Origin of the sequence: Bradyrhizobium sp. LA6.8, from assembly GCF_040547935.1 — a bacterium.
Lineage (GTDB): Bacteria > Pseudomonadota > Alphaproteobacteria > Rhizobiales > Xanthobacteraceae > Bradyrhizobium > Bradyrhizobium barranii.
The window spans coordinates 136,540-149,064 of record NZ_JBEPQQ010000013.1 but is presented as its reverse complement, the minus strand read 5'-3'; the positions used below and the strand labels follow the sequence as shown (position 1 = coordinate 149,064).

Sequence of the window (12,525 nt, the reverse complement as noted above, 5' to 3'; positions counted from 1 at the left end):
GCCGCGCCGAAGCCCGACGGGCGAAGGCGGGCTGCGAAATCAATGATTTGGGCCTTGACCGAATTTTCCGGTGGACCGGCTGATTTTGTTGGAGCCAGACATGATCAAGATCGCGACACTCCCCGTTGCGACACGCGATACCCGCGAGCGCATCCAGCGGTGGATGTGTGGCGCCGTTCCTGCCTCTCTCATTCCTGCCTCTCTCATTCCGGGACTGAACATGCGCAAGCTTCTGGCGATTTTGGTGATCTCGTGCTGGGCCACTTCGGCTTACGCACAAAAGGCCGACCTCATTGTCACGAACGCAAAGATCGTGACGCTGGGTCCCGCATCGACGATCGCGCAGGCGCTCGCCGTCCGCGACGGCAAGATCGTTGCAGTTGGCGGCAACGATGCCATGGAAGGCCTGATCGGGCCCGCGACACGCCGCGTCGACGCCGGCGGACGCACCATCATTCCGGGCTTGATCGATTCCCATATTCACGCCGTGCGCGCCGGGCTCACCTACGCCACCGAGGTCAACTGGATCGGCGCAAAGACCATTGGCGAGGCCATGGAACGCTTGCGTCAGGCGGCCAAAGCGCGCCCGGCGTCCTGGATCATCGTGGCCGGTGGCTGGAGCGAGTTGCAATTTGCGGAGAAGCGGCGGCCGACGCTCGCCGAGGTGATGTCGGCCGTGCCTGACAATCCGGCCTACATCCAGCTGTTCTATTCGGCGCTGCTGATGACGCCGAAGGCGCAGCAAGCCCTCGGGATCTCCGCGGATCAGTTGCCGGCCGGGATCACGGCCGAGCGCGCCACATCGGGCGAAACCACGGGCTGGTTCAACGGCTCCATCGTCAGTATCTCCGCGCTGTTCGATCGCCTGCCGAGGCCGAATTTCGAGGACAATGTCGCCGGGACCCGGCAGTTCTTCACGGAGCTCAATCGTCTCGGAATTACCGGGATCGTGGACCCCGGCGGCTTCAGCATCTATCCCAGCCACTACGCCGCCCTGCAAAGGCTATGGCGCGAGAAATCACTGTCGGTGCGGGTCGCCTACAGCCTGTTCGCCCAGAATGTCGGCGCGGAATTCGAGGAGTACAAGAACCTCACGCCGTTCCTGCCGATGGGATTCGGCGACGACATGCTGCGATTCAACGGAATCGGCGAGCGGATCACCGGCGCCATGTACAACAACAACGCGCCCGACGCGGCGGCGAAGGACAAGTTCCTTGAGATCATTCGCTGGGCGGCAAAACAAGGGCTGACGGTCACCATCCATTGGCAGGAAGACAAATCCGTCCATCAGCTCCTCGACCTCTATGAAGAGGTCAACAAGGAGACGCCGATCGCGCCGTTGCGCTGGTCCATCGCCCATCTCGACAACACCTCGCCCGAAACGCTGGCGCGGATGAAGGCCCTTGGTGTGGGCTGGACCATGCAGGACGCCATGTACCTCGGAGGCGACCGTATCGTGGCGCAGGCCGGCGAAGCTGCGCGCCAGATGCCGCCCATCGTCACGGCGTTGCGGACGGGCGTCCATGTCGGGGCCGGCACGGATGCGCATCGGGTCGCATCCTACAATCCGTTCGTGGCGCTGCAATGGATGCTCGACGGCAAGACCGTCGGCGGACACTCGACGCGCGGCCCGGACGAAACACCCAGCCGCGAAGAGGCCTTGCGCCTCTACACCGTGGGAAGCGCCTGGTTCTGCTTCGACGAGACGCGGCGCGGCACGCTCGAAAACGGCAAGCTCGCCGACTTTGCGATTCTCGACCGGGATTTCATGTCCGTCCCCGTCGAGCAAATTGGCGCCACGGCGTCTCTGCTGACGGTCGTGAGTGGCAAGGTCGTCTACGCAGCGGATGTATTCGCAAACGCAAAATAAGAGCTGGAGGCCCGCCGTGCCGCTCTCGCGAAATCTCGGCCTGTTGTCCAATGCAGCGATATTTGCTCTCGTCTCACACCATGCAGCTCGGGCCGACATACGTTCCAGCCAGTTCCTGGGCGGCGTCCCTTGGTGGCTGCCCGGCAGCCGCGCTCATTCAACCACCTCGTCGGCGCGTAACAGGAATGACTCCGGTACTTTCAGATCGAGTGCCCGGGCGGTCTTCAGATTGATGACGAGGTCGAACTTGGTCGGCTGTTGGACTGGCAAGTCGGCGGGCTTCGCCCCGCGCAAAATCCTGTCGACAAAAGTCGCGGCGAGCCGCCATAGGTGGGTTGCGTCCACGCCGTAGGACATCAGCCCGCCCGCCTCGACGAACTCTCGGTATTCAAACATCGTTGGAATTCGCGCGGTCAGCGCTCGGGTCGCAATGGCGAAGGTGAGTGGGACGCCGACGGCATAGAGTGCGTCCGCGCGGTCCCTGAGGGCCTCGAAAGCCGATGCAACGTCCTCTGCGCGCCGGATTTCCAATATCGTCGCCTCGAGGCCGAGCGCGGAGGCCGCCGCCTGCACCTCATCCATCCTGTTTTTGAAACCGGGGCTATTGGCATTGACCATAACGGACAAGCGGCGGAAACCTGGGACAACCTCGCGCAACAGCTCGAGGCGCTTGCCGGCAAGACTGATAGGGTTGAGCGCCAGGCCGGTCGCATTGCCGTCCGGTCGGGCCAAACTTGCGACGAGGTCGCTGCCAACAGGGTCGCCAGAAATGGAGACAATTGGGATGAGCGATGTCGCGCGTTTTACCGCGAGAGTCGGAGATCCCCCCACCGTGACGATGACATTCACCTTGAGCCGGACAAACTCGGTCGCAATTTCCTTGGAGCGTTCGGTATGTCCCTCCGCAGAGCGATACTCGATCGCAACGGTCCGCCCCGCGATCCAACCGAGTTCGCGCAACTGATCCTCGAAATCCTGGGCCGACCAGGCCGGGCCCAAGAATCCGATGATGGGTAGCTTTTTCGTCTGCTCCGCCCGCGCCGGGCTCGGGCCCATAACCGCGGCAACGCCGACGAGCGTGATGAACTCGCGCCGCCTCATTGAGTTACTCGTTTGAAGCGCCCGACTGAGGCATACAGCCTAGCATTTTTCAACCGGGAGCCGAGCGAGAAAAGGGCTGGCAGCCCGCCCTAACCGTGCGACGCAATGTCCGCAACGGGTCAAAAACGGCGCTTGGGAAGTCGGCCGGTCACTTCCGGTCCGCCCCGATAAGCGGACCACTTCGCAGTTCGCTTGCACTTCGCATTGGGGCCATCAGTAGAAGTAAGCCGTCCTCACTCGATCACTTCGTCGGTGCGGGCGAGGAGCCCTGGCGGTACAGCCACGTCGAGAGCCTTTGCCGTTTTGAGGTTGACTGCCAACCACAGCTTGCTTGGAAATTCGATGGGAAGATCGCCCGGGTGTGCCCCCCTAAGGATCTTGTCCACGAAATAGCCGGCGCGACGATAGCACCAGCGCAAGTCAACGCCATAGCTCACAAGGCCGCCGTGGACAACGTGCTCGCGATATCCGAAGACGGTCGGCAGCAGCTTTTCAAGGGCGATAGCACCGATCTGCTCGCTCATGTTGAGCAGCAGGTTCGTCTGAAGGACAACGGTGACATCGACCCCTTCGTTCGCCAGCGCAGCGAGCGCATTCGGAATGTCCTGCGCCGTACTGGCATCGGCTTCGACCACGCTGAGGCTCAAAGCCCCACAAGCTGCCCTCAAATCCCCGACTTGAGGCGGACCCTTGGGATCGTTCATGTTGATGAGCAGTCCGACGCGCCTTGCCTTCGGCACGATTTCTCGCGCGAGTTCAATTTGCTTGGTCGGCAAACCCGCGATGTAGGGCTCAATGCCCGTTACATTTCCTCCTGGGCGAGCTTCGCTGGCAATCAAGCCGAGATGGACCGCATCGGCAAGCGCGGGACAGACAATCGGTATTGTCGATGTTGCCTTTCGGGCAGCGACGGCTTCCAGTGTTGCTGGCACAGCGATGATATCGGGTTTGAGCAGAGCCACCATCTCCTCAATCGATGGTACCCGGTCCCGGAAGATGTCCGTTCGCCGAATGATATCGATGTTACGGCCTTGCTCGTAGCCGAACTCCGAGAGCCCCTTAACGAAATTGCCGAACGCCAAGTCCACCATGAATTGGGGCAACGTCACCCCCGGAGGTGCAGCTCCTGCCCATGCGATGAGCGGACGTTTTCGCGCGGGCTGCGCTCTTGAGCCTTGACCAAACAATGTCGATCCTGCTGCAGCGCCAAAAACGCCGAGATATTCGATGAACTCCCGCCGTCGCATGCGTCCCCCCTGTACGGGCCACGCTATTGGCTGGTGAGGTTAGCACCTTGCAGCGGTCTGTGCGGCAATTTAGCGAGCCCGTTGCCCAACCGGCATTCGCCGGGGGATGGTCGAGATGGGTCAAAGGCTGCCCTCGGCGGCTCTATGGCGCTATTCCGCTTAGCCCTCTGAAGTGGACCGTGCGACGCTTGGCCCCGCCCTTCCCGCTTCGCCCTTTCGTCAACCAGCGAAACAACCAATTCTGAGATTACGGTGACAGTGCACTCAATGACTCCGGCCGCTTTCGCGGGTTCGATGGCTCATGAAACTGTCACCGTAATCGTGCCGAGTCGATCGCAGGGAATCTGGGGCCAAAAGGGGTCCACGTCGCCTATGTCCTGATCGACGCGGTGATTGACCTCGAAAGGACGCGCGCTCGCCGTCCCGATGCACTCAACGACTTCTTCATCCAGCCCGCAGGCATCCCAATGAGGCGTGGCACGTCGCCCACCAGTCGAAGAGCGCCTGCCCTTCGGCGAGACTTGGTAGAACCAAATACGCTGGCGATACGCGAACGCAACACGACCGTTCGCGAGCTTGTTGTCACCGTCCCTCGTAAACGGGTGGACGCTTTTGTGCCTCGGCATCACGGCCTTCCTGGAAATCCCTGGTCGTGAGCAGCGCACGATATTGGTCGCCGAGCTTAGCGAGCGCCGTCTGAGAGTCTTCGAGCGCCATATGGGAGGAGGCCAGGGACGTCTTAATCCCGAGAGGGCCGCATGCGGCGATCTTGTTGGCGATCTCGACAGCCTTCGCGAGAGCCGCATCTCGGTTTGGGGCCACTTCCTGAACCGTTCCCATCCGGAGGGCTTCCTTCGCACCCCAATGATCGCCTGTTAGAATGAACCGCATGGCATTTCCCCATCCGGCTTCTCTGGGGAAACGAACCGTTGCACCGCCTCCGGGAAAACGGCCGTGCGTGTTCTCATCCTGACCGAACTCCGTGTCTTCCGACGCTACGCGTATGTCCGCGACAAGGAAAAGCTCGTGCGCCATATTCCAGGTGTCGCCATGCACCGCGACAACCAGAGGCTTCGTGAGCGCTGGCCTGGTCCGCCCTAGAGGGTCGATGAAGCCGGGCCCATCCATCATCTTTTTTCCAGACTGAGCGAATGCCTTGTAGGCATCGACATCGACACCTCTGGAGAAGCGGTCGCCATAGCCGAACAGAACCGCCGCACGGAGCGAGGGGTCCCGATCATACTCGTAGTATGCTCTCGCCACGCTTTCTGTCGCATCCGGATCCAGCCGGTTGTCGATGTAAGGCCGATTGATGCCAATCAGTATAATTTGGCCTCTGCGCTCGATGGTGATCTTCGTCTGCTGATCGTACGGAATGTCCGCCATAAGCCTGGACTGCGCGGCCTCGTCGGTTTGTGATGTCATCGACTTGTCTCCCGATTTTTGGGCCTGCAACGCAACCGTCCCGGAAAGAACGGCCACTACTCACCGCGATCGGTGCTGAAAGCTGTGGTGTTGAGCAACGCCAGGCATTGCCCCATAAGCCCTGTTGGCCCCATACCAGGGAGCCGCGCCGCCAGGGAGTTCGAGGCCCATTCTGCCCGCTGGCGTTAACTCGCAGTCGTTCAATATATCCCTATTGGGATATTGCGCCTGAAACGAAGCTGGATTTTGAGTCGCCCACGTCGGGCACTGGGCACTTGCAGAGCTTATCGCGCCAATCGACATCATCGCTGCAATAATGGAAGTCCTGAATCCAATCATAATCATACTCCGAACGGTTGTTGTTTTCGTGCGGAGCGTTCGCGCTGGCTAGAATCGGCTGCTCTGTTGAAAGCGTTTCCTGCGATTTTTTTTGACAAGGATTAGTTAGGTATGCGGTTGGGAAAAGACACGCCGTGGAAAATCACAGCTGCGCGAACGGCACATCAGCACGCTCACCGTTGCGTGAGCCGCACCCGCATCCACGCATGTCTGACGTCGGGATTGCGGTCCTAGATCATGCGTCGAGGCTGTTGAAAGGAGCCGCCGAAAACCTCTTCCTTTCGCGTTCGGTAGATGGTGACGACCTCCCGGCACGCTTTGACATTCAACCGGTGGAAATCGATCTTCAATTGATCCAGCTCGCCAACGGTTATCCGGTAGTTGGCCGCGCCCAGGAACAGCAGCGCCATCGTGGTGGGCCATGAGAAATCGAGAGACTTGGCCAGGATCAACACCGGCTCACGATCCTTCTGGATCAATGCCCGTTCCGCGACGTCTATTGGAAGCCCACAGAGCAACGACAGGGCAACGGTGGTCTCGTTGAACTTGAGAGAGTGAGCAAGTTCGAAGACCTTGTCTTCCGTCAATTCGCCTCTCTCGTGCAGTTTTGCCACCGTGCGTTTCGCCGTGAAGTAATCCTTCGACGCCGGGCCAAACCTGGCGTGAATGGCCCCGGTGACATCGACGACGACGCGATGGACCTGACGTTCGATATCCGGACGCTCCCTCTTCAGCTTTTGCCGCACCTCCTCAGAGGCTTTGGCGATCAACTGGTGGAAGAGATGTCGGGGAATATCCTTTCGAAGTCCCACCGACTCGGCGAGGATCGAATCCCCTTCCGACCGCCGCACCAGGTGCAGAAATCCGGCTTTGGAGAGGTTCGCCCCGGCATTTGAAGCGACCGAGGTTACGACCTCGGGAGATCCCCGCACCACCAGGACATCGGTGACCGCTTCCGGGACCGTTTGTCGCTTGGAGATTGCAAGCAAATGTTGCTGGCTCTTGTTCTTGGCACACGCAATCAATGTCTCGGTGTCAAGGCGCTCCGACTGACTGAGAACCGGCCATGCGACATCGATGCAGTCGTCGCTTGCCATCTGCCGGGTCAACGCATAGGGCGCGTTTGAGCTGCATGCGAGCTTTCCTGCAAGCTTCGCCCGCGCGCCCGCTTCAATCTCCTGCGCGAGACGACCGATGACCTCACCGAACGTCCAGATCTGCTCCTCGGAATAAGTGCCGGCGATCAGGATGTCTGCCGCATGCCAGAGGGCCCGCAGACAACTCTCGGGATTTCCTCTCGCAACTGCTTCGTCCAACTCGGCCAGGAATGACGTGATAGCAGCCATTGATGCGCTCGCAGTTTGAAAATAATCGAACGACAAAAGCGGATTTCAAAGCAATGGGCGATGACACCACCCAGACCTGAACACGCGGTAAAATCATTCCCGCCGCCTTGGATCGGGCATAAGATCCGCCTAATCAGATCGATCGAATTTTAGGTATTGCCTGACCTGGAGGGAGCGGACGCCGTCGACAACCCGCCCAACGTAGTGCACCCGCGAGATCGCGCACCTTGACCAGCAGCAGCCTCTGGCAAGCGAAAGATGACCTCGGCTGGGGCAGCAGCACGGCCCACCGAATGGTTCGGCTCACGCTCAAGGGATTACGGCGGCAGTGCTACTGCGCGCCGTACTCGAATGGCTGCCATTGTAACTGGAGGCGCGACCGGCGTAACTACAATACCAGCAACAGTCCCGAAACCAGCAAGATGCTGAGAATAATTCGCCGGAACAGCGCGTCATTGACGCAGCGAAAGACGTAAATCCCGAGCGCCGTTCCTGCAACGAGCGCCGGGATGCCGACGGCGAAGTCAGCCAGGACCTTTGTCGACAGATCTCCTCGGATCAGCATGAGACCAAGTGCGAATATCTGCATCGCGGCGATGAAGGGTTGAACCATTCCGCGCTGTTCGGTTTTCGGCACGCCGTGGATGTCACACCATATGGTCGGTATTGCACCCGGCATTGCCGTCAACCCGCCGACAAAGCCTCCACCGAAGCCGATCAATGCATTACGTCCCGCATTCATCTGCAAGCGATGAGAGAGCACCGGCCGGAATAACGTGTAGGCCGCGTAGCAGGCGACGGCGAGACCAAAGCTCTCCCTGAAGATCCGGGCGTCTGCAGCTTGCAGCAACCACACGGCGATCGGAACGCCGAGCAATCCGCCGACGACCAGTCCCGAGCTCTGCTTCCAGCAGATGCTTTTTCTCAGCGCCCAAAGACCCGCGGCTTGCACGGTGATGCTGCAGGCCATCATCAGCGGGACCGCCTCCCGTGGTGGGAGAACGTGAAGGAGAATCGCGCCGGCCACCGCCGAAAAGGCAAAGCCCGCGAGGCCCGAGACGAAAGCGCCGCAAAACACGGCAATGCTGAGCAGGCAAAACGACGCCATGTCGCCCATGAGCTAACCCTTCCTGTCTGTCAAATCCTGGAATAGCGAGCTGGCGATCAGTCTCCGGACGACAGTCCGGGCGGCTCGGGCGGTGCCCCGGCATCGCCCTGGCGGGTCGACGTCAACATCGTGGCCGCAAGGATGTGAAAAATGACAACGCAGATGGCGATCGTTGCGAGCAGCGTATTCTCGCCCGGCGCCGAAATCCGAAGCTTGCGTTCGGGCGACTTTTCACCGACCGGCATTGTCTCGCCCTCCAACGTCTGACCGAGAGGCAAACTGGGGCCACCCATTGTCGGTCAGGTGACGATTCTGTCGAAGGGTGCGCTCTGCCTGCAGCCGTCGCGAATGGTGGAGCGCTTGAAGGAGGCGCCCGAACCAGCCCTCCTTTCGGGAAGACCCCGTGGAGGCGACAAACGAACTCGCTGAAATTGACGCATCGCCTCTGGGTGAAGCTCTGCCGTTAAACAATGGTACGGAGGATGCCACGAGCGACTGAAACATCTTGTGAAGCAACAACCCATAGAACACGCGGGTGAGACGCCGTGCCTTATCTTCCAAGCGCATGACACGAACACCTTGTGTGAGTGACCGGATACGGCTGGAAGTATCGAGCGGGACGCGGGGCCACGCTTTAAGGCGAGCTTAGTTTGTTCTTATCGTTTCCTTGATTCTGAAGGGTGTGCTTGCTTTCGGGCCCGCGTACCGGTTGAATATCCGCCTTGTGCACACCTCCGAAGGCATTGTTTTGCTGTACCTATTTGACGAGCTCGTCCTCGACACCGACCGGCGGGAATTGCGCCGTGACGGACGTACGATCCCGTTGCAGCCCCAGGTTTTTGACATCCTCGAATATCTGATCCGCCACCGCACCCGGGTGGTGACCAAGGACGATCTGATCGGTGCAATTTGGGGCGGGCGCATCGTCTCGGAGTCAGCGCTCACCACCCGCATCAACGCAGCCCGTACCGGAATAGGCGATTCCGGCGAGGCGCAGCGGCTGATCAAGACTTTGCCGCGCAAAGGCGTCCGCTTTATCGGCACGGTGCGGGAAGCGGCCAGGGAGGCCGAGAACGCCGTCGTACCTCTGAAAACCGAAATCTCCACCCTGGTGGTCGGCCGGACCCCCTCCTTCGCGACGATCGACCGGATGACGCGGCACGTCTTGTCCGGCAAACGGCAGACCGCTTTTGTCACCGGAGAAGCGGGGATCGGCAAGACGGCCTTCATCGCCAAGGCGATCGAGCAGCTGACGGAACAGGGCTTCGATCAGCTCTATGGGCGCTGCACCGAACGATTCGGAACAGACGAGGTCTTTCTTCCACTCATCGACGCACTGGTGAGCCGTTATCGCGCAAACGGTCCGGAGTTGATTTCGGCAGTTCGCGCCCACGCACCCACCTGGATCCTGCAATTGCCAGGCGTCATCGACGCATCGGAACGCGCGGCTTTCCAGGACGAAGTGTTCGGCGCGACGCGCGAGCGGATGCTGCGCGAATTCTGCGATCTTCTGGAAGCGCTGAGCATCGACCGCCCCTGGGTTCTTGTTCTCGAAGACCTGCACTGGAGCGACTTCGCGACACTCGACGTACTGTCTCGCTTCGCGCGCGGGAACGGCAAGGCACGCGTGCTGGTCCTCTGCTCCTATCGTCCGGCCGACAGTTCCGTCGGCGGGCATCCCATCCCTCGCCTGCACCGGGATCTCGAGATTCATGGATATTGCAGCGAATTGCGCCTCGATCGGTTGTTGCGTCCGGAGGTCGAGCGTTACCTGGCATTGCGCTTCGGCGACGAGGAACTTGCCTCCAGCCTGTCAAAGCCGGTATTCGAGCGAACGCTGGGACATCCCCTGTTTGTTGCCACGCTGCTCAAGCACTTGATCGACCAGGAGTCGATCATCGAGATGGACGACGGATGGCGCCTGTCCTCACAGGCGGCATTTGCGCAGGACCGCATTCCGGACAGCCTCGTGAACATGATCGGCCACGAGCTCGATCGCCTCACCGACAACGAGCGGCGTCTGCTCGACGTCGCCAGCGTTGCCGGCGAGGAATTTTCTGCGGCCCTCGTTGCGGCCGGTCTGTCCGACGATGCGATCGACGTCGAAAGGGACATCGAAGCGTCGATCCGGAAGGATCAAATCCTCGCTCGGTCAGGGGTTTCCGAGTGGCCCGATGGCACATATTCGGGCGCCTACGCTTTCCGCCACATTCTCTATCAGAACATCATTTATCAGAATCTGCCGCCCGGGCGCCGCGCACAAACGCACAAGCGCCTGGGCAAGAGGCTGGAGGAGGCCTATGCCGGCCGCACCCCTGAAATAGCGCCCGCGCTCGCGCTTCACTTTGAGCAGGGTCGCGACTTTCCGAGCGCGTTGCGTTACCTCCGGGAAGCGGCAAAGAACTCGACGAAACGCCTCGGCCACGCGGAGGCCGCAAGCTATCTCACCCGCGCGCTTGGCATACTCGATCGTTTCGATGCTGCCGACAAATTCTCGACCCGCGTCGCTCTTCTGCGGGAGCGAAGCTGGGCTCTTCGCTCGTGCGGCGACCTCGCCGGCTCCATCCGTGATCTGCGAGACATGATTGCCTGCGCCGAACAAGCGGGCGAGATCAAGCAACAGCTCAACGGCCTTACGGCTGTGAGCAGCCTCTGCTTGCGCGTGGATCGCCACGCCTGCCTTGAGGCCGCTGAAGATGTGCTGTCGCGCAGCCAGGCGCTGGCGGACGACACATTCAAGGCTCTGGTCCAGGGCAGCAGCGCGAGCGTCAACCTGTTCCTCAACGGCTGGCGCAAACAGGACGCCACGCTCTGCGACAGGGCGATCGAGCTGAGCGCGAATGCCACGAATTATGGCATCCTGATCAGGCGCAATGGAATATCCGGTATCGTTGATTGCTGGAGGTCGCGGTACCAGGAGTGCCGCCGCGCCGGCACTGAAGGCAAGCGGTTGGCCCGTCTGGCCGGCGACGTTTACACTTTTGTTCTGTTCAACGTTCTTGAGTCGATCGCGCTTATTCATCTGGGCGAATGGCGCGAATTGCGACTTGAAATCACGGCCGGCCTCGAACTGGCCGTCAGGAACGCGAACGGCCCCAGCAGCGCATTGTGCCGGCTGACGCTTGCGTGGTTGCACGTCGAAGCGATGGACTTTGATGGAGCCCGCGAGCTCTGCGAAAGCGTCGACGATAGTCTGCTGGTCGGCGATCAGTCGACCTACTTCCACAAGCGGGCCGTCCTTGCCAAGGCCTATGTCGGGCTGAACGACCCGTCGGGAGCTCGCAGGCAATTTGATGACATCGAGCGCCGCAGGCATGAAGAAGGCATCGACATCGAATTTACCGCCGCGACGCAGGTGTATCATTGTCTCGGCGAATATTACTTGCAGGTTGACGACTTTACGCAGGCTGAGAGCTGTGCGCGCCAGCTCCACGATTATGTGGCCACGGCTCCGGATCTCAATCACCTGGCCCAGGCCCACGGACTGCTCGCCCGTACTGCGCTTGCCATGGGCAATTCAGCGGAGGCCCGGTTGCAGCTGTCCCGCGCGCTGGAGATCGTCGACAGCGCCGACTTCCCGATTGCTTCCTGGCGGGTGTACCGCACGGCCGCCGAGATCTTCGCGAGGTACGGCGACGTCGACAGGGCGGCGGCGTATCGCATGCGATTTGTCGAGACCGTCCGAAGGCTCGCGCAAAACTTCGAACCCGGGGATCGGCTGCACAAGAGCTTGCTCGCTATGCTGGCAACGCGAACAGCTCAACTGGAAGCAATGACCTCTCTGCCTTCGCGGCCCGACAGTGCACGCCATTGACCCGATCCGCCTCGACACGCATGGCGGCCAGGTCTGCAATCTGCCGATCAGTCGGCCGAAATGGCGTTAAACTGTGCGGCAAGTTGCGATGAAAATGGCCAAGCTACTTTGAGCTTCGCGCCGCGCGCCAATCCTTGCGAACGCCGGCGAGGTCCGCTGTTCAGCATATCATGGGGTTATCCCCGTGATCGCAAACTCCACCCGGTTGATCCGAGGGCACTGGCGCAAATGCGTGGTAGGCTGGCGCAGCGATCGATCGCTCGCCCTCGAAGCGA

General features: G+C 60.7%; 8 protein-coding genes. 2 read left to right on the top strand and 6 right to left on the bottom strand.

From position 1 onward, the window contains the following. Positions 1-100: 100 nt before the first annotated feature. On the top strand, positions 101-1,870 hold the full coding sequence (locus tag ABIA90_RS41270; protein ID WP_354121330.1) for an amidohydrolase: 1,770 nt from the start codon (positions 101-103) through the stop codon (positions 1,868-1,870). Positions 1,871-2,023: 153 nt separating this feature from the next. Here ABIA90_RS41270 and ABIA90_RS41265 read toward each other — a convergent pair whose 3' ends face one another. The 6 genes from ABIA90_RS41265 to ABIA90_RS41240 all read right to left on the bottom strand — a co-directional run bounded on the left by ABIA90_RS41265 (position 2,024) and on the right by ABIA90_RS41240 (position 8,681). Continuing rightward, positions 2,024-2,971 (bottom strand): ABC transporter substrate-binding protein, encoded by a 948-nt coding sequence (locus tag ABIA90_RS41265; RefSeq protein WP_354121329.1) that lies wholly within the window; start codon positions 2,969-2,971, stop codon positions 2,024-2,026. Positions 2,972-3,204: 233 nt separating this feature from the next. Continuing rightward, the gene (locus ABIA90_RS41260) at positions 3,205-4,218 is read right to left on the bottom strand and encodes an ABC transporter substrate-binding protein (protein WP_354121328.1); all 1,014 of its coding nucleotides are present in this window, start codon (positions 4,216-4,218) and stop codon (positions 3,205-3,207) included. Between the two features lie 582 nt (positions 4,219-4,800). Next, on the bottom strand, positions 4,801-5,643 hold the full coding sequence (locus tag ABIA90_RS41255) for an enoyl-CoA hydratase-related protein (RefSeq protein ID WP_354121327.1): 843 nt from the start codon (positions 5,641-5,643) through the stop codon (positions 4,801-4,803). 569 nt (positions 5,644-6,212) lie between these two features. Next, positions 6,213-7,328 (bottom strand): DUF2336 domain-containing protein, encoded by a 1,116-nt coding sequence (locus ABIA90_RS41250; protein WP_354121326.1) that lies wholly within the window; start codon positions 7,326-7,328, stop codon positions 6,213-6,215. A 388-nt stretch (positions 7,329-7,716) separates the two neighbouring features. After that, positions 7,717-8,445, bottom strand: coding sequence for a sulfite exporter TauE/SafE family protein (locus ABIA90_RS41245; RefSeq protein ID WP_354121325.1), 729 nt, complete (start codon positions 8,443-8,445; stop codon positions 7,717-7,719). A 47-nt stretch (positions 8,446-8,492) separates the two neighbouring features. Next, on the bottom strand, positions 8,493-8,681 hold the full coding sequence (locus ABIA90_RS41240; protein WP_354098148.1) for a hypothetical protein: 189 nt from the start codon (positions 8,679-8,681) through the stop codon (positions 8,493-8,495). Between the two features lie 464 nt (positions 8,682-9,145). Between ABIA90_RS41240 and ABIA90_RS41235 the strand changes: the two genes are divergently transcribed. Next, entirely contained in the window at positions 9,146-12,250 is a 3,105-nt protein-coding gene (locus ABIA90_RS41235; RefSeq protein ID WP_354121324.1) for an ATP-binding protein, read from the top strand. The last annotated feature ends 275 nt before the right edge of the window (positions 12,251-12,525 follow it).